The organism is Pseudomonas gingeri (genome assembly GCF_013386165.1).
Classification (GTDB): Bacteria; Pseudomonadota; Gammaproteobacteria; order Pseudomonadales; family Pseudomonadaceae; genus Aquipseudomonas; species Aquipseudomonas gingeri_C.
Map to the genome: position 1 here is coordinate 88,567 of NZ_JACAOS010000011.1, position 19,978 is coordinate 108,544.

At 62.5% G+C, this 19,978-nt stretch carries 22 protein-coding genes; 15 read left to right on the top strand and 7 right to left on the bottom strand.

Annotated features, from left to right (window positions below):
* Positions 1 to 52 precede the first annotated feature (52 nt).
* The 12 genes from HX866_RS10380 (at position 53) to ureC (ending at position 10,724) form a co-directional block, all read left to right on the top strand.
* The gene (locus tag HX866_RS10380; RefSeq protein WP_177093457.1) at positions 53 to 352 is read left to right on the top strand and encodes a hypothetical protein; all 300 of its coding nucleotides are present in this window, start codon (positions 53 to 55) and stop codon (positions 350 to 352) included.
* 214 nt (positions 353 to 566) lie between these two features.
* Complete coding sequence (gene urtA / locus HX866_RS10385) at positions 567 to 1,832, top strand: urea ABC transporter substrate-binding protein (RefSeq protein ID WP_177124894.1); 1,266 nt, start codon at positions 567 to 569, stop codon at positions 1,830 to 1,832.
* Positions 1,833 to 2,004: 172 nt separating this feature from the next.
* A complete protein-coding gene (gene urtB / locus HX866_RS10390; protein WP_177139434.1) occupies positions 2,005 to 3,507 on the top strand; it encodes an urea ABC transporter permease subunit UrtB in 1,503 nt (500 codons plus the stop codon).
* Positions 3,507 to 4,586: an urea ABC transporter permease subunit UrtC gene (gene urtC / locus HX866_RS10395; protein WP_177124892.1), complete on the top strand. Its 1,080-nt coding sequence runs from the start codon at positions 3,507 to 3,509 to the stop codon at positions 4,584 to 4,586. The genes urtB and urtC overlap by 1 nt, the downstream gene beginning before the upstream one ends.
* Positions 4,583 to 5,458, top strand: a complete 876-nt coding sequence (gene urtD, locus HX866_RS10400; RefSeq protein WP_371316792.1) for an urea ABC transporter ATP-binding protein UrtD — start codon at positions 4,583 to 4,585, stop codon at positions 5,456 to 5,458. Before urtC ends, urtD begins: the two co-directional genes overlap by 4 nt.
* A gap of 146 nt (positions 5,459 to 5,604) precedes the next feature.
* Positions 5,605 to 6,303, top strand: a complete 699-nt coding sequence (gene urtE, locus HX866_RS10405; protein ID WP_177093461.1) for an urea ABC transporter ATP-binding subunit UrtE — start codon at positions 5,605 to 5,607, stop codon at positions 6,301 to 6,303.
* A gap of 30 nt (positions 6,304 to 6,333) precedes the next feature.
* Positions 6,334 to 7,173 carry an urease accessory protein UreD gene (locus HX866_RS10410; protein ID WP_177139436.1) on the top strand — a complete coding sequence of 280 codons (840 nt, stop codon included), beginning with the start codon at positions 6,334 to 6,336 and terminating at the stop codon, positions 7,171 to 7,173.
* A gap of 43 nt (positions 7,174 to 7,216) precedes the next feature.
* Complete coding sequence (ureA, locus tag HX866_RS10415; RefSeq protein WP_177093463.1) at positions 7,217 to 7,519, top strand: urease subunit gamma; 303 nt, start codon at positions 7,217 to 7,219, stop codon at positions 7,517 to 7,519.
* 8 nt (positions 7,520 to 7,527) lie between these two features.
* Positions 7,528 to 8,061, top strand: coding sequence for a GNAT family N-acetyltransferase (locus HX866_RS10420; protein WP_177124891.1), 534 nt, complete (start codon positions 7,528 to 7,530; stop codon positions 8,059 to 8,061).
* 6 nt (positions 8,062 to 8,067) lie between these two features.
* Positions 8,068 to 8,601 (top strand): GNAT family N-acetyltransferase, encoded by a 534-nt coding sequence (locus HX866_RS10425; protein ID WP_177093465.1) that lies wholly within the window; start codon positions 8,068 to 8,070, stop codon positions 8,599 to 8,601.
* A complete protein-coding gene (locus HX866_RS10430) occupies positions 8,598 to 8,903 on the top strand; it encodes an urease subunit beta (protein WP_177093466.1) in 306 nt (101 codons plus the stop codon). Before HX866_RS10425 ends, HX866_RS10430 begins: the two co-directional genes overlap by 4 nt.
* Positions 8,904 to 9,023: 120 nt before the next feature.
* Positions 9,024 to 10,724, top strand: coding sequence for an urease subunit alpha (gene ureC / locus HX866_RS10435; protein WP_177093467.1), 1,701 nt, complete (start codon positions 9,024 to 9,026; stop codon positions 10,722 to 10,724).
* A gap of 29 nt (positions 10,725 to 10,753) precedes the next feature.
* Here the strand turns inward: ureC and HX866_RS10440 are convergent, their stop codons facing one another.
* Complete coding sequence (locus HX866_RS10440; RefSeq protein WP_177093468.1) at positions 10,754 to 11,008, bottom strand: hypothetical protein; 255 nt, start codon at positions 11,006 to 11,008, stop codon at positions 10,754 to 10,756.
* Positions 11,009 to 11,204: 196 nt separating this feature from the next.
* Between HX866_RS10440 and HX866_RS10445 the strand changes: the two genes are divergently transcribed.
* Positions 11,205 to 12,344: a sensor histidine kinase gene (locus tag HX866_RS10445; protein ID WP_177105406.1), complete on the top strand. Its 1,140-nt coding sequence runs from the start codon at positions 11,205 to 11,207 to the stop codon at positions 12,342 to 12,344.
* A 144-nt stretch (positions 12,345 to 12,488) separates the two neighbouring features.
* On the opposite strand, the gene HX866_RS10450 is transcribed toward HX866_RS10445, so the two are convergent.
* Both HX866_RS10450 and HX866_RS10455 read right to left on the bottom strand, forming a co-directional pair.
* Entirely contained in the window at positions 12,489 to 12,794 is a 306-nt protein-coding gene (locus HX866_RS10450) for a chaperone modulator CbpM (RefSeq protein WP_177093470.1), read from the bottom strand.
* 3 nt (positions 12,795 to 12,797) lie between these two features.
* Positions 12,798 to 13,748, bottom strand: a complete 951-nt coding sequence (locus HX866_RS10455; protein WP_177093471.1) for a DnaJ C-terminal domain-containing protein — start codon at positions 13,746 to 13,748, stop codon at positions 12,798 to 12,800.
* Between the two features lie 310 nt (positions 13,749 to 14,058).
* On the opposite strand from HX866_RS10455, the gene HX866_RS10460 reads away from it, so the two are divergent.
* Complete coding sequence (locus HX866_RS10460) at positions 14,059 to 15,324, top strand: Hsp70 family protein (RefSeq protein ID WP_177093472.1); 1,266 nt, start codon at positions 14,059 to 14,061, stop codon at positions 15,322 to 15,324.
* Between the two features lie 53 nt (positions 15,325 to 15,377).
* Here the strand turns inward: HX866_RS10460 and HX866_RS10465 are convergent, their stop codons facing one another.
* The 3 genes from HX866_RS10465 to HX866_RS10475 all read right to left on the bottom strand — a co-directional run bounded on the left by HX866_RS10465 (position 15,378) and on the right by HX866_RS10475 (position 17,838).
* Positions 15,378 to 16,388 (bottom strand): AI-2E family transporter, encoded by a 1,011-nt coding sequence (locus HX866_RS10465; protein WP_177093473.1) that lies wholly within the window; start codon positions 16,386 to 16,388, stop codon positions 15,378 to 15,380.
* Between the two features lie 199 nt (positions 16,389 to 16,587).
* The gene (locus HX866_RS10470; RefSeq protein ID WP_177105404.1) at positions 16,588 to 16,968 is read right to left on the bottom strand and encodes a PsiF family protein; all 381 of its coding nucleotides are present in this window, start codon (positions 16,966 to 16,968) and stop codon (positions 16,588 to 16,590) included.
* A gap of 84 nt (positions 16,969 to 17,052) precedes the next feature.
* Positions 17,053 to 17,838: an AraC family transcriptional regulator gene (locus HX866_RS10475; RefSeq protein WP_177139438.1), complete on the bottom strand. Its 786-nt coding sequence runs from the start codon at positions 17,836 to 17,838 to the stop codon at positions 17,053 to 17,055.
* 101 nt (positions 17,839 to 17,939) lie between these two features.
* On the opposite strand from HX866_RS10475, the gene HX866_RS10480 reads away from it, so the two are divergent.
* Positions 17,940 to 18,815 carry a DMT family transporter gene (locus tag HX866_RS10480; protein ID WP_177139440.1) on the top strand — a complete coding sequence of 292 codons (876 nt, stop codon included), beginning with the start codon at positions 17,940 to 17,942 and terminating at the stop codon, positions 18,813 to 18,815.
* Between the two features lie 12 nt (positions 18,816 to 18,827).
* Here the strand turns inward: HX866_RS10480 and HX866_RS10485 are convergent, their stop codons facing one another.
* Positions 18,828 to 19,949: a GNAT family N-acetyltransferase gene (locus HX866_RS10485; protein ID WP_177139442.1), complete on the bottom strand. Its 1,122-nt coding sequence runs from the start codon at positions 19,947 to 19,949 to the stop codon at positions 18,828 to 18,830.
* Positions 19,950 to 19,978: the final 29 nt, after the last annotated feature.

Consider the following 19,978-nt stretch of genomic DNA (forward strand, 5'->3'; position numbering starts at 1 on the left):
CGGGACGACCTGTATGATCATGGATTCTCCAGCCCCTCTCAGGATGAGTCCCATGTTGAAAACCGCCGCCCTGGCACTGCTGCTCTGCTGCTCCTTCAGCGCCTTGGCCGACACCAGTGTCGATGTCTCGAAAATCTACGGCAATATCAAGTTCGTCAACAGCTTCCCCGACTACAAGGTCAAGATCGTCAGCGCCTTTCCAGACCTCAATGTGCAAAAGGTCAGCGCCTTCCCCGACGGCCCCGGCAAATGGAAAGAGGTCGACGCCTTCCCCGATTACAAGATCCAGATCGTCGATGCCTTTCCCGATTTCACCATCAAGTACGTGGACGCTTTCCCGGGCGTGCCGTAACCCCGCAGACCCGGCTCGGGGGTAGACCGCCCCCGCAGCACCAGAATGACGCAGCGCCGTGCCCACCGGCCCGACAAAGCCTCCTCTTGGGGCGCCGCCCTCCCCAGCCACCGTTGAAATACGACGTTTTGTTGCCTTCAGCCGACTAGGCACAACGCTTGCAATCACCCTTTCACCTGCCCCATAACAACATCAGGTTCATGGAGATTGCACAATGAAGCGTCGCAGCTTGCTCAAGGCTTTCACCCTCTCGGCATCCATTGCCGCCATGGGCATGACCTGGACTGTCCAGGCTGCCGAGACCATCAAGGTCGGCATCCTGCACTCGCTGTCCGGGACCATGGCAATCTCCGAAACGTCGCTCAAAGACATGGCGCTGATGACCATCGAGGAAATCAACGCCAAGGGTGGGGTCAACGGCAAGATGCTCGAACCGGTGGTGGTCGACCCGGCGTCCAACTGGCCGTTGTTCGCCGAGAAAAGCCGCCAGTTGCTGACCCAGGATAAAGTCGCGGTGGTGTTCGGCTGCTGGACCTCGGTGTCGCGCAAGTCGGTACTGCCGGTGTTCGAGGAACTCAACGGCCTGCTGTTCTACCCGGTGCAATATGAAGGCGAAGAAATGTCGCCGAACGTGTTCTACACCGGTGCGGCGCCGAACCAGCAGGCGATCCCGGCGGTGGAATACCTGATGAGCGAGGACGGTGGCGCGGCCAAGCGTTTCTTCCTGCTGGGCACCGACTACGTCTACCCGCGCACCACCAACAAGATCCTGCGTTCGTTCCTGCACTCCAAGGGTGTCGCGGACAAGGATATCGAAGAGGTCTACACCCCGTTCGGCCACGCCGACTACCAGACCATCGTCGCCAACATCAAGAAGTTCTCCGCCGGCGGCAAGACCGCAGTCATCTCCACCGTCAATGGCGACTCCAACGTGCCGTTCTACAAGGAACTGGCGAACCAGGGCCTGAAAGCCACCGACGTACCGGTGGTGGCCTTCTCCGTGGGCGAGGAAGAACTGCGCGGGATCGACACCAAGCCGCTGGTGGGCAACCTGGCGGCGTGGAACTACTTCGAGTCGGTGGATAACCCGGTGAACAAGAAATTCGTCGCTGACTGGAAAGCCTACGCCAAGAAGAAAAATCTCCCTGGTGCCGACAAGGCCGTGACCAACGACCCGATGGAAGCCACCTATGTCGGCATCCACATGTGGGCCCAGGCGGTTGAAAAAGCCAAGTCCACCGATGTCGACAAGGTCCGTGAAGCCATGGCCGGCCAGACTTTCGCCGCCCCCTCGGGCTTCACCCTGACCATGGACAAGACCAACCACCACCTGCACAAACCGGTGATGATCGGCGAGATCCAGGCGGACGGGCAGTTCAACGTGGTCTGGCAGACCAAGGAGCCCATCCGTGCCCAGCCGTGGAGCCCGTTTATCCCGGGTAACGACAAGAAGCCGGATTATGCGGTGAAGAGCAACTGAGCCCGCGGGCCTGGAACCCATTCACAGGCCCGACGTATCCCCCTGTAGGAGCGAGCTTGCTCGCGATCCGTCGCAATAGCGGCGGCCATTCAACAAGGCCGCGTTATCGTTGACGACTCTTTCGCGAGCAAGCTCGCTCCTACAGGGTCCGTGTGCGTTCAAGGACATTGATATGCCCACTGCCCTATACCGTTTTTTCCTCGCCCTGGCACTGCTGCTGCCAATGGCCGCCCACGCCGGCGATGCCGAAGACTTCGTCGCCGCCGATTCCAGCCAACAGGCCGCCTTGCTGGAAACCTGGGCCGCGCACCCGGAGCCGGCGCGCATCGAACTGATCAACGCCCTGCAAAGCGGCCAATTGAGCGTCAACGGCGAAACCAAGACCCTGCGCCTGAACAACCGCCTGCGCGGCCTGATCGACACCGCCGTCGCCGCCCAGCAACTGCTCGCCGCCGACGCCAAGATGCGCCTGGCCGCCGCGCAACAACTGCAAAAAAGCGCCAAGCCGGCGCAACTGAAATTCCTCGACCAGCAACTGGCCGGCGAAACCAACGCCGATGTCCATGCCGCCCTCAGCCTGGCCCTGGCCAATCTGCAACTGGTCGACAGCGACCCGGCCGTCCGTCTGGCCGCCGTGCGCCTGCTCGGTGACAGCGGCGACCCGCTGGCCCGTACCCGCCTCGAAGGCCTGCTGCAACCCGGGGTCGAAGCCGACGCCGGCGTGCATACCGCCGCCGAAACCAGCCTGGCGCAAGTCAAACGCAAACTGATGATCGGCGAATGGCTCGGCCAGGCCTTCAGCGGCCTGTCCCTCGGTTCGATCCTGCTGCTGGCCGCCCTCGGCCTGGCGATCACCTTCGGCCTGCTCGGCGTGATCAACATGGCCCACGGCGAAATGCTCATGCTCGGCGCCTACGCCACTTATGTGGTGCAGTTGCTGTTCCAGCGTTTCCTGCCGCACGCCATCGAGTTCTATCCGCTGGTGGCCCTGCCGGTGGCGTTTTTTGTCACCGCCGCAATCGGCATGGCCCTGGAACGCACGATCATCCGCCATCTCTACGGGCGACCACTGGAAACCCTGCTCGCCACCTGGGGCATCAGCCTGATGCTGATCCAGCTGGTGCGGCTGCTGTTCGGTGCACAGAACGTCGAAGTGGCCAACCCGGTCTGGCTCTCCGGCGGTATCCAGGTGCTGCCCAATCTGGTCCTGCCCTATAACCGCCTGGTGATCATCGCCTTCGCCTTGTTCGTGGTGGTCCTCACCTGGCTGCTGCTGAACAAAACCCGCCTGGGCCTGAACGTACGGGCCGTCACCCAGAACCGCAACATGGCCGCCTGCTGCGGCGTGCCCACCGGACGCGTGGACATGCTCGCCTTTGGCCTCGGCTCCGGCATCGCCGGCCTGGGTGGCGTCGCCCTGAGCCAGATCGGCAACGTCGGCCCGGACCTGGGCCAGAGCTACATCATCGACTCCTTCCTGGTGGTGGTGCTCGGCGGCGTCGGCCAGTTGGCCGGCAGCGTCATGGCGGCCTTCGGCCTGGGCATCGCCAACAAGATCCTCGAGCCGCAGATCGGCGCGGTGCTGGGCAAGATCCTGATCCTCGCGCTGATCATTCTGTTTATCCAGAAACGCCCGCAAGGACTCTTCGCACTGAAAGGACGGGTGATCGACTGATGAACCAGCCCCTGATGCTCACCGCGAGCCAAAAAGTCGGGCCCGGCGTGACGATTGCCGTCGGCGTGATCGTGCTGGCGCTGCTGCTGGCCTTGCCGCTGCTGTCGCTGCTGCCGCCGGAGAACCTGTTCCACGTCTCGGCCTACACCTTGACGCTGGTGGGCAAGATTCTCTGCTACGCCATCGTCGCCCTGGCCCTGGACCTGGTCTGGGGTTACGCCGGCCTGCTGTCCCTGGGCCACGGCCTGTTCTTCGCCCTCGGCGGCTACGCCATGGGCATGTACCTGATGCGCCAGGCGTCCGGCGACGAACTGCCGGCGTTCATGACCTTCCTCTCCTGGACCGAACTGCCCTGGTACTGGACCGGCACCAGCCACTTCCTCTGGGCCCTGTGCCTGGTGGTGCTGGCGCCGGGATTGCTGGCGCTGGTGTTCGGTTTCTTCGCCTTCCGTTCGCGGATCAAGGGCGTGTACTTCTCGATCATGACCCAGGCCCTGACCTTCGCCGGAATGCTGCTGTTCTTCCGTAACGAAACCGGCTTCGGCGGCAACAACGGCTTTACCAACTTTCGCAGCATCCTCGGTTTCGGCATCACCGAACCGGGCACCCGCGCGGTGCTGTTCTTCGCCACCGTGGTGTTGCTGGTCGCCAGCCTCTACAGCGGCTGGCGCCTGGCCAGGAGCAAGTTCGGCCGAGTGCTGACCGCCCTGCGCGACGCGGAAAACCGCCTGATGTTCTGCGGCTACGACCCCCGTGGTTTCAAGCTCTTCGTCTGGGTCCTGAGTGCCGTGTTGTGCGGCCTGGCCGGGGCGCTGTATGTGCCGCAGGTCGGGATCATCAACCCCAGCGAAATGTCGCCGACCAACTCCATCGAGGCCGCCGTGTGGGTGGCTCTCGGCGGGCGTGGCAGCCTGATCGGCCCGTTGCTCGGCGCCGGGATGGTCAACGGTATGAAGAGCTGGTTCACCGTGGCGTTTCCCGAGTACTGGCTGTTCTTCCTCGGCGCGCTGTTTATCGTCGTGACCCTGTACCTGCCCAAGGGTGTGATCGGGTTGCTGAAGAAAAGGGCCGAACCATGAGAGTCACCGCGACCGCCGAATTCATGCTCGAACCGATCCTTGAACCGCCAACGTTTGATGCAAACCGGGACGCCGGCAGCAGCCGCGACGCCATCGGTCTTGGCCAGGCCAAGGGCGACGGCCTGGACACCCGCCACGGCACCATCCTGACCCTGGAAGACATCAGCGTCAGCTTCGATGGTTTCAAGGCCCTGAACAGCCTGAACCTGTACATCGGCGTCGGCGAACTGCGCTGCATCATCGGCCCCAACGGCGCGGGCAAGACCACCCTGATGGACGTGATCACCGGCAAGACCCGGCCCAGCCACGGCAAGGCCTGGTTCGGAGAAACCCTGGACCTGTCGTCGATGAGCGAAGTGCAGATCGCCCAGGCCGGGATCGGTCGCAAGTTCCAGAAACCGACCGTATTCGAAGCACTGAGCGTGTTCGAAAACCTGGAACTGGCGCAGAAGACCGACAAATCAGTGTGGGCCAGTTTGCGCGCGCGCCTGAGCGGCGAGCAGAAAGACGGGATTGCCCAGGTCCTGGAAACCATTCGCCTGACGGCCTCGGTCAATCGTCCGGCCGGCTTGTTGTCCCACGGCCAGAAACAGTTCCTGGAGATCGGCATGCTGCTGGTGCAGGACCCTCAACTGTTGCTGCTCGACGAGCCGGTGGCGGGCATGACCGATGCCGAGACCGAGTTCACCGCCGAGCTGTTCAAGAGCCTGGCCGGCAAGCATTCGCTGATGGTGGTGGAGCACGACATGGGTTTTGTCGGCGCGATTGCCGACCATGTGACGGTGTTGCACCAGGGCAGCGTGCTGGCCGAGGGTTCCCTTGAACAGGTGCAGGCAGACGAACGGGTCATTGAAGTGTATCTGGGGCGCTAATGAGAGGGCCAATGCGATCAACTGTAGGAGCGAGCTTGCTCGCGAAAAACGTAAGGACACCGCGGTGTGCCAGATAGCCCACGTTATCGTTGACGACTGTTTCGCGAGCAAGCTCGCTCCTACAGGGTTTTGAGGAGAATTCGAACATGCTGCAAGTCGACAAACTGCATCAATACTACGGCGGCAGCCATATCCTGCGGGGCCTGTCCTTTGCCGTGAACGTCGGCGAAGTCACCTGCCTGCTGGGCCGCAACGGGGTGGGCAAGACCACCCTGCTCAAATGCCTGATGGGCCTGCTGCCCGCCAAGGAAGGCGCCGTGCAGTGGGAAGGCAAGGCCATCACCCACCTCAAGCCACACCAGCGGGTCCATGCCGGTATCGCCTACGTGCCCCAGGGCCGGGAAATCTTCGGCCGCCTGAGCGTGGAAGAAAACCTGCTGATGGGCCTGTCGCGTTTTCCTGGCGCCGAAGCCAGGGAAGTGCCCGCGTTCATCTACGAACTGTTCCCGGTCCTGCTGCAGATGAAGCAACGCCGCGGCGGCGATCTCTCCGGCGGCCAGCAACAACAGCTCGCCATCGGTCGGGCCCTGGCCAGCCGTCCACGCTTGCTGATCCTCGACGAACCCACCGAAGGCATCCAGCCGTCGGTGATCAAGGAGATCGGCGCGGTGATCAAGAAACTCGCCGCCCGCGGTGACATGGCGATCCTGCTGGTGGAACAGTTCTACGACTTCGCCGCCGAACTGGCCGATCAATACCTGGTGATGTCCCGGGGCGAGATTGTCCAGCAAGGCCGCGGAGAAAATATGGAAACCGAGGGTGTGCGCGGACTGGTTACGATCTAACCTGTAACGTCCCGACGATAATTAGAAACCATGAATTCACCTGCCACTCACGCCCTGTTCACCCCCAGCTGGCACGCCGAGCTGGAACTCGGCTACGCCCGCTTCGGCGACTGCACGCGTCCGGTCACCCGGCGTCACCTGGGACCATTGCGGGTGCAGAAACACCTGTATGCCGAAGGCCCTGAAGTCTGCCAGCACATCATCGTCCACCCGCCCGGCGGCATTGCCGGCGGAGACCGCCTGGCCATCAGCGCCCGGGTCGAAGCCGATGCCTGGGCGCAACTGACCAGCCCCGGCGCCGCCAAGTGGTATCGCGCCAACGGGCCGGCCTACCAGACCCTGGACCTGAAAATTGCCGCCGGCGCGACCCTGGAATGGCTGCCCCAGGAAACCATCGTGTTCAGCGCGGCCCAGGCCGAACTGCGCACCCGCATTGACCTTGAGGGCGACGCCCGGCTGCTCTACTGGGACATGGTCGCCCTCGGACGCCCCGCCAGTGGCGAGCGTTTCGACCGTGGGCATTTCCAGTCACAGTTGGATATCCGCCGTGACGGCCAGTTGCTCTGGCACGAACGCCAGCGCATCGAGGGGGGCGACGGCCTGCTGGATTCGCCCATCGGCCTCGACGGCCAACCGGTCTTCGCCACCTTGCTGGTGACCGGCGAAATCGACAGCGAATTGCTCGAACGTTGCCGCTCGGTGCCAACCCGCGTACGCGGCGACCTGACCCAACTACCCGGCCTGCTGGTGGCGCGCTGCCTGGCCAGCGAAGCCCTGCACGCCCGCGCCTGGCTGATCGAGCTGTGGCGGCTGTTGCGCCCAGCCCTGCTGGGGCGCGACGCCGTGCCACCGAGAATCTGGAATACATGAAAATGCCAACCCTTTTTGACTGCCTGCCAACGGACTCCAAACCATGGACCTGACACCCCGCGAAAAAGACAAACTGCTGATTTTTACCGCTGGTCTGGTGGCCGAACGGCGCCTGGCCCGAGGGGTGAAACTCAACTATCCGGAAGCCATGGCCTATATCTCGGCGGCCCTGCTCGAAGGTGCTCGCGATGGCCAGACCGTGGCCGAGCTGATGCACTTCGGCACCACCCTGCTCAGCCGCGAACACGTGATGGAAGGCATCCCGGAAATGATCCCGGAGATCCAGGTCGAAGCCACCTTCCCCGACGGCACCAAGCTGGTCACCGTCCACCAACCCATCGCCTGAGGCCGAGCATGTCCTACGTAATCCGCGATGCCGTCCACGCCGATCTGCCGGCGATCCGCGACATCTACAACGACGCCGTACTCAACACCACGGCGATCTGGAATGAACAACCAGTGGACCTGGGCAATCGCCAGGCCTGGTTCAGCGCCCGCCAGGGCCAGGGTTATCCGATCCTGGTGATCGTCGACGCCGGCCACAGCGTCCTCGGCTACGCCTCCTTCGGCGACTGGCGGCCCTTCGAAGGCTTCCGCCACACCGTCGAACACTCGGTGTACGTGCGCAGCGACCAGCGCGGCAATGGCCTCGGCCCGCAGCTGATGGCAGCGCTGATCGAGCGCGCCCGCGGTTGTGGCAAACATGTGATGGTCGCCGCCATCGAAAGTGGTAACAACGCGTCCATTCGCCTGCATGAACGCCAGGGCTTCGCCATTACCGGACAGATGCCCCAGGTGGGGGTGAAGTTCGGCCGCTGGCTGGACCTGACCTTCATGCAACTGACCCTGAATCCGGGCGCCCTGCCGCCTGCAGTCAACCAGGAGTAACCCGTCATGAACGCCGCCCAACTGCGTCGTGTGAATAACGAAAGCTTTGCGCACTACCGCCAGGGTTTGATCGATTTGCTGCTGGACGCCGTTCGGCACGGCGCCAGCGTGGGTTTCATGGCCGACCTCGACGCCGGCCAGGCCCGGGACTATTTCGACACGGTGCAAGTCGCGCTGCAGGACGGCAGCCTGCTGCTCTGGGTGGTGGTGCGTGACGAACAGGTGCTGGCCAGCGTGCAACTGAGCCTGTGCCAGAAGGCCAACGGCTTGAACCGTGCCGAAATTCAGAAGCTGCTGGTGTACAGCGAGGCGCGCCATCGCGGTCTCGGCCAGCAACTGATCCAGGCCCTGGAACAGACCGCGAAACAGTACAAACGCGGCCTGCTGCATCTCGACACCGAGGCCGGCTCCGAAGCCGAAGCCTTCTACAGCGCCCTGGGCTACACCCGGGTCGGCGAACTGCCGAACTACTGCGCCACACCGGAAGGTCGCTACAAGGCCACCGCCATTTACTTCAAGACCCTGGGACAACCCGAATGATTCCTGGTGAATATCAGATCCAGCCTGGCGACATCGAACTCAATGTCGGCCGCCGCACCCTCAGCCTGAATGTGGCGAACAGCGGCGACCGACCGATCCAGGTTGGCTCGCACTATCACTTTTTCGAGACCAACGACGCCTTGAGCTTCGATCGTGCCGCCAGTCGCGGCATGCGCCTGAATATCCCCGCCGGCACCGCCGTGCGCTTCGAGCCGGGCCAGAGCCGCGACGTCGAGCTGGTGGAACTGGCGGGGCTGCGTCGGGTGTTCGGCTTTGCCGGACGAGTGATGGGAGAGCTCTGACGAGCAGCCACGAGCTTCAAGCCTCAAGCTGCAGGAAAAAGCAGTTTGGCGGCGCCCCTATCAGCTTTTTCTTGAGGCTTGCAGCTTTAAAGCTCGCAGCTCAATTCCGAGGACCGAGGAATGCGCATTTCCAGACAAGCCTACGCCGACATGTTCGGCCCCACCGTCGGCGACAAGGTGCGCCTGGCCGACACCGACCTGTGGATCGAAGTGGAAAAGGACTTCACCACCTACGGTGAAGAAGTGAAATTCGGCGGCGGCAAAGTGATCCGCGACGGCATGGGCCAGGGCCAGCTACTGGCCGCCGAAGTCGTCGACACCCTGATCACCAACGCGCTGATCATCGACCACTGGGGCATCGTCAAGGCCGATGTCGGCCTCAAGGATGGCCGCATTGCCGCCATCGGCAAGGCCGGCAACCCGGATATCCAGCCCGACGTGACCATCGCCATCGGCGCCAGTACCGAAGTCATCGCCGGTGAAGGCATGATCCTCACCGCCGGCGGCATCGACACCCATATCCACTTCATCTGCCCACAGCAGATCGAAGAAGCACTGATGAGCGGCGTCACCACCATGATCGGCGGCGGCACCGGCCCGGCCACCGGCACCAACGCCACCACCTGCACCTCCGGGCCCTGGCACCTGGCGCGGATGCTCCAGGCCGCCGACGCCTTCCCGATGAACATCGGTTTCACCGGCAAGGGCAACGCCAGCCTGCCGCAACCACTGATCGAACAGGTCGAGGCCGGCGCCATCGGTCTCAAGCTCCATGAAGACTGGGGCACCACCCCCGCCGCCATCGACAACTGCCTGAGCGTGGCCGACCAGTACGACGTGCAGGTGGCGATCCACACCGACACCCTCAACGAGTCCGGCTTCGTCGAAACCACCCTCGGCGCGTTCAAAGGTCGCACCATCCACACCTACCACACCGAAGGTGCGGGCGGCGGCCATGCCCCGGACATCATCAAGGCCTGCGGTTTCCCCAACGTGCTGCCCAGCTCGACCAACCCGACCCGACCGTTCACCCGCAACACCATCGACGAACACCTCGACATGCTGATGGTCTGCCATCACCTCGACCCGAGCATCGCCGAGGACGTGGCCTTCGCCGAGAGCCGCATCCGTCGGGAAACCATCGCCGCCGAAGACATCCTCCACGACCTCGGTGCGTTCTCGATGATCAGCTCCGACAGCCAGGCCATGGGCCGTGTCGGCGAAGTCATCACACGGACCTGGCAGACCGCCGACAAGATGAAGAAACAACGCGGCCCGCTGCCGGGCGACGGAGACGGCAACAGCAACTTCCGGGTCAAGCGCTATATCGCCAAATACACCATCAACCCGGCGATCACCCACGGCATCAGCCATGAAGTGGGCTCGATCGAAGTGGGTAAATGGGCCGACCTGGTGCTCTGGCGCCCGGCATTCTTCGGCGTCAAACCGACACTGATCCTCAAGGGCGGGGCAATTGCCGCCAGCCTCATGGGCGATGCCAACGCCTCGATCCCGACACCGCAGCCGGTGCACTACCGTCCGATGTTCGCCAGTTATGGCGGTTCACTGCACGCCACCAGCCTGACCTTTATCAGCCAGGCGGCGCAGGCAGCGGGCATTCCCCAGAGCCTGGGCTTGAAGAAGAAAATCGCCGTGGTCAAAGGCTGCCGCGACGTGCAGAAAACCGACCTGATCCACAACGACTACCTGCCGCAGATCGATGTCGATCCGCAGACCTACCAGGTCAAGGCCGATGGCGTACTGCTGTGGTGCGAGCCGGCGGACGTGCTGCCGATGGCGCAGCGCTATTTCCTCTTCTGACCCCAGGCCAGCCACGGATGGCTTGGCCGTCAGGCTTGAATGGCGGCAAAGAAGGTTTTCGACGTCTCGACCAACCCCAACTGCTGCAGACAGTCATTGATCCCATCCATCATGCCCAAGTCCCCTGGATGGGGCTTGCCGTCCAGCACACGATGCAAGGCACAGAGAAACAATAACTTACCGACGGCATTGTCATTGGCCATGTCCTTTTTGCCGTCGGCAATACTCAGTGCCGCCTGGTTGATCTGGCCTTCGGTGTAGCTCAAGAAATCTGCTTTGTTCATGACATCCGCTCCTCTGATAGATGCGGTGTTTTGAATGAAGACATCACGCACTTACCCTAGGCCGACCGGCAACGAACGTCTACTGTCAGAAATGACAGGTACAGATGAGTCGAGCTGCCTGAAATCCCCCCTCAAAGGGGACGCAAAGGCGCTAAGCTAGCCGTCACACTGGCGTCTCCCCTTCGAGGTAACGAGCATGCACCTATCGACGTTTATCGTGCAGCAGGTCGACAGCATCGTCGATGAGTGGGAGCAGTTCGCCAAAACCCTGACCCCAGCCGCGGATGCCATGGGCCGGGTCGCCTTGCGCGACCATGCCAAATCGATCCTGCTGGCCGCCGCCCGGGACATGGAGACCGCCCAGAGCGTCAGCGAACAGACGGCCAAGTCCAAGGGCGACAGCCAGGACAGCAGTTCCAGCCTCGACGTCGCCGCCGCCAGCCATGGTGAACTGCGCCACACCGCCGGTTTCGACCTGATGCAGATGACCTCGGAGTTCCGTCATCTGCGCGCCTGCGTAATTCGCCGCTGGGTCGCCAGCCTGGCGTCACCGGAGCTGGGGCATTTCCAGGAGATGATTCGCTTCAACGAAGCCATCGACGAAGCCCTGACCGAATCCACCGCCGCCTATGCCGAACAGGTGAACCGTTCACGGGATATCTTCCTGGCCATTCTCGGCCATGACCTGCGGGCGCCCTTGCAGGCGGTGAGCATGTCCACCGAAATGCTGGTGCGCAAGAATCGGCTCGATGCCGACGGCCTGGTGTATATCGCCAGCATCAAGCGCGGCACCCGACATATGGGCAGCATGATCAGTGACCTGCTGGAGTTTGTCCGCAGCCGCCTGGGCAGCAGCCTGCCCATCGACCCGGCGCCGATGGACCTGAGCAGCGCGGCGAAAGCCGTGATCAATGAAGCCTGGGCCGGGCAACCGGATTGCCTGCCGCTGCTGAAGGTGGAAGGCGATGTCCACGGGATGTGGGATCGCGGGCGTATCGAGCAATTGCTGCAAAACCTGATCGGCAATGCCTTGCAGCATGGCGCCAGCCATCGACCGCTGACCCTGACCCTGGCAGGTGGCGCGGACAAGGTCAGCCTGACCATGCACAACTTCGGCACGCCGATCCCGCCAGAAGCCGTGGCGACACTCTTCGATCCGCTGGTACGCGGCGCCAGCGAAGAAATCGGCCAGCCGGGCACCGCCACCAGCCTGGGATTGGGGTTGTTTATCGCCAAGGAAGTGGTGATCGCCCACCAGGGCACGATAGAGGTCAGTTCCAGCGCCGAGGACGGCACCTGCTTTACCGTGGTCCTGCCCAGAATCTCACGGGCCTGACCCGGACCGCGTCATCGTTCATCGCCGGCAAGCCGGCTCCCACAAGGGGTTTGTGCCCGCCACAAACGCCTTGTCCGACACAGTCCCCCTGTAGGAGCTGGCTTGCCAGCGATCCGCCGCAGGCGGCCATTCACGCCGACACCGTCACTCGTGCACAAAGCGCCCCAGGCGCTGGCGCAGCATCTGGTTCTCCGTGCGCAGCAACTGCACCTCTTCCAGCAGGTCCAGCGCCAGGGCGACGCCTTCCCACTCCAGCTCCAGCTCGCGGTGCAGCTTCACCGCGCGACGGGCGATGCCCGGCGCTTCGTTGCCAAACCGCCAGGCCTCGGGCGAGCGCCCCTGAGGTTCAAGAATGCCGTGTTCGACGATTTCGATCACGAAGGCGACCGGTAGTTGGGTCTCCTCACAAAAAGCCTGCATATCCAGTTGAACGCTCAAAGGGCTGCTCATGATTTAGCTACTCCATTGCTCTCTCGGGTCGAAGGCGGCCTTTTTCGCCAGTTCCTGCCACAACGCCTTGACGGCGTCGTCGTTCTGCCGGGGCATCACGGCCTTGAGTTGCACGAACAGATAACCGCGCTCCCCGGCCTTGTTCAACAAACCATGGCCCTTGGCCCGCATGCGCTGGCCGTTCTGGCTGCCGGCCGGGACCTTGAGGTTGATCTTGCCGGTCAGGGTCGGCACCGCGACTTCCGCGCCCAGCGCCAATTCCCAGGGCGCCAGCGGCAGGGTGATGATCAGGTTCTCACCTTCGACATCAAACTTGGGGTGAGGTGCGAAACGAATCGTCAGGTACAGGTCACCACTCGCCCCGCCGCCGACGCCCGGCGCGCCCTGGCCCTTGAGGCGGATACGCTCGCCATCGCTGACACCGGCCGGAATCTTCACGTTCAGGCTCTTGCTGGTGTTGCTGACATGCTGCCCGGCGGCGTTGTGCTGCGGAATCTGGAAGCTGACCTTCTTCGACTCGTTCGAAAGGCTTTCTTCCAGGAAAATCGGTAATTCCAGTTCCACGTCCTGCCCTCGCCGACCGGCGCTGCGGCCCGGTTGCCCATTACCAAAACCATTGCCGCGCGAGCCGAAGATCGAACTGAAGAAGTCCGAGAAGTCGCCCGTGTCCGCGCCGCCGCCACCGAAACCGCCACGGCCCTGCCAACCCGGCGGGCCCTGGAACGGCTGGCCATGCTGGCCGTATTTGCGCAGGTCGTCGTACTCGGCGCGCTTGTCGGCGCTTTTCAGCGCTTCATAGGCTTCGGAGGCATCCTTGAATTTCGCCTCGGCGTCCTTTTCCTTGCTGACATCCGGGTGGTACTTGCGTGCCAGCTTGCGATACGCGGCCTTGATGGTCTTGTCGTCCGCCGTCGGCTCCACGCCCAGGATCTTGTAATAGTCTTTGAAGTCCATCTAAGGATCACCATCCGTTATTCGATATCGCGCCGCTCGGCAAGACACAGCATGCGCGCATCGGCGCGATAAAGATTGACCGATCTCAAGGCTGTGACTCAGGGGCGCTGCAGAAGTTTATCGGCCGTTACTGCGATTTCTTGTCATCAACCGCTACAGTCCGAACCAATGACTGCAAGTTTGGGGACAATTGCCCGCCTTTCAAGTCCAAGCGCTTACAAGAAGCGCTATTTAACGGATCACCGGCCTTCGAATCCGCGCGCGACTGGCATACACTGCGCGGCCGTTTTGCAACCGGAACCCGAACACCATGAACAACGCCTCTCCGGCCCGTGCCTGCGGCATCGACTTCGGCACCTCCAACTCCACCGTCGGCTGGATACGTCCCGGCATGGAAACGCTGATCGCGCTGGAAGACGACAAGATCACCCTGCCTTCGGTGGTCTTCTTCAATTTCGAGGAGCGCCGTCCGGTCTATGGCCGGCTGGCCCTGCATGAATACCTGGAAGGCTACGAAGGCCGGCTGATGCGCTCGCTCAAGAGCCTGCTGGGCTCCAAGCTGATCAAGCACGATACCAGCGTGCTCGGCACGGCCATGCCGTTCAAGGATCTGCTGGGGCTGTTTATCGCCCAATTGAAGCAACGCGCCGAAGCGGCCGCCGGACGTGAGTTCGAGCAGGTGGTGCTGGGCCGTCCGGTGTTCTTCGTCGACGAAGACCCGGTCGCCGACCAGGAAGCCGAAGACACCCTGGCCGGTGTCGCGAAGAAGCTCGGCTTCAAGGACGTGTCCTTCCAGTACGAGCCCATCGCTGCGGCCTTCGACTACGAGTCGACCCTGGACCGTGAAGAGCTGGTACTGATCGTCGACATCGGCGGTGGTACCTCGGACTTTTCCCTGGTGCGCCTGTCGCCTGAGCGCCGGGACCTGGACAACCGCCACGACGACATCCTCGCCACCGGCGGCGTGCACATCGGCGGGACCGACTTCGACAAGCAACTGAGCTTGCAAGGCGTGATGCCGCTGTTCGGCTACGGCAGCCGGATGAAGAGCGGTGCCTATATGCCCACCAGCCATCACATGAACCTGGCGACCTGGCACACCATCAACTCGGTGTATTCGCAGAAGACCCAGCTGGCCCTGGGCAGCATGCGCTACGACATCGAGGACACCGGCGGTATCGATCGCCTGTTCAACCTGATCGAACAGCGCGCCGGGCACTGGCTGGCGATGGAAATCGAGGAAACCAAGATCGAGCTGACCCATGCCGCGCAACGCCATGTGCCGCTGGACCGTATCGAACCGGGCTTGAGCGTGGAATTGACGCGGGCGTTGTTCGAGTCGGCCATCGACAGCCTGCTGAGCCGTATCCGCACCAGCGTCACCCAGTTGCTCGGCGATGCCGGGGTGGGTGTCGAGCAGGTCGACACGGTGTTCTTCACCGGCGGTTCCAGCGCCATTCCGGCACTGCGCCAGAGCGTGTCGGCGATGTTGCCCAATGCCCGACATGTGGAAGGGAATATCTTCGGCAGCATCGGCAGCGGTTTGGCGATCGAGGCGAAGAAGCGCTACGGCTGAAACAGCGGGCAGGTGATGCTAACCCCATCGCCTGCCAGGCGCTCGCGAGGGCGTCAGACCAACTCGGCGAGCTTCAGCTCGCTCTTGATGTAGGCATAATAAATCGGCCCCGCCACCACCCCGGGCAGGCCGAACGCGGCCTCACACACCAGCATGGCCATGAGCAATTCCCAGGACTTGGCACTGATCTGCCCGCCGACGATCCGTGCGTTGAGAAAGTATTCCAGCTTGTGGATAAACATCAGGTAACCCAGCGCCGCCGCCGCGACCCAGATCGACAGCGACAGGCCGACGATGGTGATCAGGGTGTTGGACATCAGGTTGCCGATCACCGGCAATAGCCCGAGCAGAAAGGTCAGCACGATCAGGGTCTTGGTCAACGGCAGCTTGATCCCGCACAGCGGCAGGATCACCACCAGGAAGATCGAGGTGAACGCGGTGTTGAGCGCCGAGATCTTGATCTGCGCGAAGACGATATTGCGGAAGGCCTGCACCAGCAGCCGCAAACGGTCGAACAGCGCGGCCGCCAGGGGTTTGCGCTGGCTGACGTCAGAGGCATGCTGCAAGGCCACGATCGCCCCCAGCACCATGCCGATCAGCAGGGTCACGAACATGTGCGCCGCGTCCTTGCCCACCAGTTGCAATTCGCTCAGGTGCTTGCTCAGCCATTCGCCGATAGCGACCTGGAACTCGGCCGCACTGGCCGGCAGATAAGCGTCGATAAACGGCGGCAACTGCCCACGGGCCTTGTCCACCACCACCATGAATTTTCCGAGGGACGCCCCGGGGTTTTCCGCTTCGTGCAGCAGAAAGCTGATGGCGCCTGCAAAGATCAGGCTCAGCACGCTGACGATCAGGGTGCCCAATAACGCCACCGCCAGCCAACGCGCACGCCGCCCGGCAATCAGGTGTTCAAGCTTGGGCGTGAGCATGTTGACCAACTCGAATACCAGCAGGCCGGCCAACAGGCTGGGGAGCAGGCGCAACGGCAACGCCAGCAATAACCCACCGAAAACAAGGATCACACTGGCCAGGACTACGTAACGCTGGGAAAACGCTGACATACAGCCTCAAAAAGAACGGCGCTAAAAGACAGGCAGTCTGCCAGCCTTCTTCTGGGAGGACCAGCGGCAGGCGCCAGAAGGACGAAGGCCCGGCATCTTAATGGAGGGTTATGACAGTCTGGTAATGCAACATCATGAAATTCTGCGGGAGCGAGCTTGCCCTGATCGCGAGCAAGCTCGCTCCGGCGAAGGCGGGAAACTACTTTTTCTTCAGGCAAGTACTGATGTAGGTCTTGTACGCATCACCCTTGAGACCCTGGGGCCGGTTGGCGTTGCAGTCCTTCATCTTCTGTTGCTGCGGTGTCAGTACCTTGGCCGGCGCGGCCGCAGTGGCAGCCTTGGTCGCGGGCGTGGCCGGCATCGCCGCCGGGGTGGCCGCTGGCGTCGCAGCCGGTGTCATGGCCGCCGCCGTGGTTTTCAGGCAATTGCTCATGAACGCCTTGCGCGCGTCGCCCGCCAGGTTCTGGGTCTTGGCGTCCGCGTTGCAAGTGCTCATCTTGCTTTGCTGAGCCGTCGCCGCAAACCCCTGCGCGCCAAGTAACAAGCCGATCAACAACAATGGGATACGGAGCATCTTCATGGAGTTTTCTCCTTGTTACCGCACCGAAGGGCACGGCATGCTCTCAGTGTAGACAAACGCTGTTACACATCCAGCAGCGCCGGGCTAGGCCGGGCGGGCCTGGCGCCGGTACTGCTCCGGCGCACAACCGGCCTGGCGCTGGAACATTGCAATAAATGCCGAGGCGGTGCTGTAGCCCAGGTCAAAGGCGATTTCCTGCACGCTGCGGCCGGTTTCCAAAGCCTGCAGCGCGCCGATAAACCGCAGGCGCTGGCGCCACTCACCGAAGCTGATCCCCAGCTCGCGAACGAACAACCGCGCCAGGGTTCGTTCACTGACATGCAACTGCGCGGCCCACTGCGCCAGCGGGCGATTGTCCGCCGGGTCCTGCTGCAATCCCTCCAGCACCCTGAGCAAGGCCGGATCATTGGAATACGGCAGGTAACAATGGTGCACCTTGGCCTGGCGCAACTGGTCCACCAGCACCTGGGCCAGGCGTACATCCGAAGGTGTGCTGGGCGTTTTCACGTCCCGAAGGGCGAAGTCATTGAGGATCGCCTTGAGAATATCGCTGATGGCCAGGGTGCTCGCCTCAGCGGGCAAATCGCGGCAATGCTCCTCGGCCAGGTACACCGAACGGTAGACAATCGCCTGGGCATTGTGGGAGCTGTGCACGGTGTTCGGCGGTATCCACAGCGCATAACGCGACGGCGACATGAAGCGTTGGCCGGCTACTTCGTAGTGGATGACCCCATGGGACACATAGTCCAGCGAACCCCAGGGATGGCTGTGGGCCGCCGCATGCCGGCCGGGACCGAACTCGGCATACCGGAAGTACACCGAGGCCGGCAGAGAGGGAAAGTCGGGGATATCGATGTAGTGCTTGCCCATGCTGTCCGGATTCCAACGCAGATTGACCGGATCGAAGTATAGGCTTTTATCCAGACACGAGGATAATCCCCCCTCATTGACGATTCTGGTTGTAACCCCCCATGCAATACGCATTTCCCCTGCTGGCGATCCTTATCTGGGCCGGCAATACCGTGGTCAACAAGCTGGCGGTCGGCGCGATCTTCCCGGCGGAGATCGGCTTCTACCGCTGGTTGCTCGCGGGCCTGCTGTTTACCCCCTTCATGTTCAGGCAGGTCGTGGCCCACTGGGCCCAGATCCGCCCGAACCTGGGCCGGATCTTCGTGCTCGGGGTGCTCGGCATGGCGGTCTACCAGAGCCTGGCATATTTCGCCGCGACCCTGACCACCGCCACCAACATGGGCATCATCCTGTCGTTGATGCCCTTGATGTCGTTGACCCTGGCCATCCTCAGCCTCGGCCAGCGCCTGACCGCCGGCGCCTTGGCCGGGGCCGTGCTGTCATTTGCCGGGGTGCTGGTGGTGGTGTCGACCGGCAGCCTGACGGCGTTGCTGAGCCATGGCGTGAACCTGGGCGACGCGATGATGCTGATCGCGACCCTGGCCTATGCGATCTACAGCACCCTGTTGAAAAAATGGCAACTGCGCCTGCCACCGCTGGTGCTGCTGTACCTGCAGGTGCTGGTGGCGGTGGTGGTGTTGTTTCCGTTGTTCTGGCTGTCGCCGAAGGTCGGGCCGAACCTGCACAATGCCGGACTGGTGCTGTATGCCTGCCTGCTGGCCTCGATGCTGGCGCCACTGGCGTGGATGAGATCGGTCGCCACCCTCGGGCCGAGCCGGACCACCCTGTTCTTCAACCTGCTGCCGCTGGTCACCGCGCTGATCGCCGCCGTGGTCCTGCATGAGGCGTTGGCGCTGTATCACCTGCTGGGCGGGGCGCTGACCCTTGGCGGGGTGATTCTCTCGGAACGCTGGACCACACCTTTACGCCGCGCCTGATCCTGAGGCGCCTTACTGCTCCTCGGCCATCGTCTGCAGGTCCGGGTCCAGGCTCTGCCAGGTAATTCCCTTGGCTACCGCGCCAAAGACACGATGCAGCAACGGGTTGCGATGACGGCAATAACAGTCCAGCGCGACCAGGTGATGACCCAGCTCGCGCTTGACCCGGTAGCCCGTCTGGCCACTGTCCAGGCGCGTGGCGCCGACACGGTAGGACCACTTCACCGCTTGTTCCCATAGCTGGAAATACAGGTGCAGTTGTTTGTCCGCCTGGTAGTCGATACCGATGAACTTGTTGATCGCCTTGTCACCGAGCAGAAAGCACAGCATGAACGCCAACATCTTGCCGCTCTGCTCATCGCGCAACAGGATGAAATGCGATTCGGGCTTGAGGGCCATCTGCCGAAAGAACTCGAAGGTGAGCTTTTCGAATTTGGTCTTGCCCTTCTCGTAGGTCTGCATAAAGAGGCTGAACAGCTCTTGCAGCGTGGCTTCATCCGGACGCTGCATGACCTCTATCGCCAAGGCTCCTGGTACCAGGCCGTGCTTGAGCTTCTTTTTCAGCAGATAACGGTGGCGGCTCTTGAGGGTCTTGAGATAGCCCTCGAAACCACCTGGGGCCAAGTCGACCGCCGTCCCCGGAAAACTCACCATGGGAAACAGCCCGCGCGCTTCGCACAGGTCTTCAAACGCCGGCTTCTGCGCTTCGCCAAAGTCTTTCCAGACGGTCATCGAGGCATTCTTGGCTTTCGCCCGCAGGTTCAATGCGTCCTGCAACGGCAGCACGACATCCGCCAGCGAATAACCGGGCAACACGCCGATAGTGCCCTCGTCGGAACACGGCGAGCCGACGAACAGGGTCCGCTGGTAACGCAGGGCCGGGATCACCCTGAGCATCCTGGCAATCAGCGGCGGGACAACCAGCTCCATGGGCACGTTCATCACGAACGTGGGCGCCAGTCCGATCGGCTGTCCGTCTTTCTCCAGAATGGCATAGGCAAATTCGAACTGATCTTCAAGTCCGCCGTCCTCCAGGGCTTCATACCACCAACGACCTTCGACGCCACTAAAACAGGTTTCCCACAGCGTGGCGGGAACGGACGCAGCGTGACTGGCCCATTGAACTTGAAGCATTAAAACATCCTCTCAGTCGACTCCCTCCT

What these genes read in the sequence shown, in the direction of transcription:
- HX866_RS10380 (WP_177093457.1), top strand. Translation starts at nt 53, where the DNA reads ATGTTGAAAACCGCCGCCCTGGCACTGCTGCTCTGCTGCTCCTTCAGC.
- urtA (WP_177124894.1), top strand. Translation starts at nt 567, where the DNA reads ATGAAGCGTCGCAGCTTGCTCAAGGCTTTCACCCTCTCGGCATCCATT.
- urtB (WP_177139434.1), top strand. Translation starts at nt 2,005, where the DNA reads ATGCCCACTGCCCTATACCGTTTTTTCCTCGCCCTGGCACTGCTGCTG.
- urtC (WP_177124892.1), top strand. Translation starts at nt 3,507, where the DNA reads ATGAACCAGCCCCTGATGCTCACCGCGAGCCAAAAAGTCGGGCCCGGC.
- urtD (WP_371316792.1), top strand. Translation starts at nt 4,583, where the DNA reads ATGAGAGTCACCGCGACCGCCGAATTCATGCTCGAACCGATCCTTGAA.
- urtE (WP_177093461.1), top strand. Translation starts at nt 5,605, where the DNA reads ATGCTGCAAGTCGACAAACTGCATCAATACTACGGCGGCAGCCATATC.
- HX866_RS10410 (WP_177139436.1), top strand. Translation starts at nt 6,334, where the DNA reads ATGAATTCACCTGCCACTCACGCCCTGTTCACCCCCAGCTGGCACGCC.
- ureA (WP_177093463.1), top strand. Translation starts at nt 7,217, where the DNA reads ATGGACCTGACACCCCGCGAAAAAGACAAACTGCTGATTTTTACCGCT.
- HX866_RS10420 (WP_177124891.1), top strand. Translation starts at nt 7,528, where the DNA reads ATGTCCTACGTAATCCGCGATGCCGTCCACGCCGATCTGCCGGCGATC.
- HX866_RS10425 (WP_177093465.1), top strand. Translation starts at nt 8,068, where the DNA reads ATGAACGCCGCCCAACTGCGTCGTGTGAATAACGAAAGCTTTGCGCAC.
- HX866_RS10430 (WP_177093466.1), top strand. Translation starts at nt 8,598, where the DNA reads ATGATTCCTGGTGAATATCAGATCCAGCCTGGCGACATCGAACTCAAT.
- ureC (WP_177093467.1), top strand. Translation starts at nt 9,024, where the DNA reads ATGCGCATTTCCAGACAAGCCTACGCCGACATGTTCGGCCCCACCGTC.
- HX866_RS10440 (WP_177093468.1), bottom strand. Translation starts at nt 11,008, where the DNA reads ATGAACAAAGCAGATTTCTTGAGCTACACCGAAGGCCAGATCAACCAG.
- HX866_RS10445 (WP_177105406.1), top strand. Translation starts at nt 11,205, where the DNA reads ATGCACCTATCGACGTTTATCGTGCAGCAGGTCGACAGCATCGTCGAT.
- HX866_RS10450 (WP_177093470.1), bottom strand. Translation starts at nt 12,794, where the DNA reads ATGAGCAGCCCTTTGAGCGTTCAACTGGATATGCAGGCTTTTTGTGAG.
- HX866_RS10455 (WP_177093471.1), bottom strand. Translation starts at nt 13,748, where the DNA reads ATGGACTTCAAAGACTATTACAAGATCCTGGGCGTGGAGCCGACGGCG.
- HX866_RS10460 (WP_177093472.1), top strand. Translation starts at nt 14,059, where the DNA reads ATGAACAACGCCTCTCCGGCCCGTGCCTGCGGCATCGACTTCGGCACC.
- HX866_RS10465 (WP_177093473.1), bottom strand. Translation starts at nt 16,388, where the DNA reads ATGTCAGCGTTTTCCCAGCGTTACGTAGTCCTGGCCAGTGTGATCCTT.
- HX866_RS10470 (WP_177105404.1), bottom strand. Translation starts at nt 16,968, where the DNA reads ATGAAGATGCTCCGTATCCCATTGTTGTTGATCGGCTTGTTACTTGGC.
- HX866_RS10475 (WP_177139438.1), bottom strand. Translation starts at nt 17,838, where the DNA reads ATGGGCAAGCACTACATCGATATCCCCGACTTTCCCTCTCTGCCGGCC.
- HX866_RS10480 (WP_177139440.1), top strand. Translation starts at nt 17,940, where the DNA reads ATGCAATACGCATTTCCCCTGCTGGCGATCCTTATCTGGGCCGGCAAT.
- HX866_RS10485 (WP_177139442.1), bottom strand. Translation starts at nt 19,949, where the DNA reads ATGCTTCAAGTTCAATGGGCCAGTCACGCTGCGTCCGTTCCCGCCACG.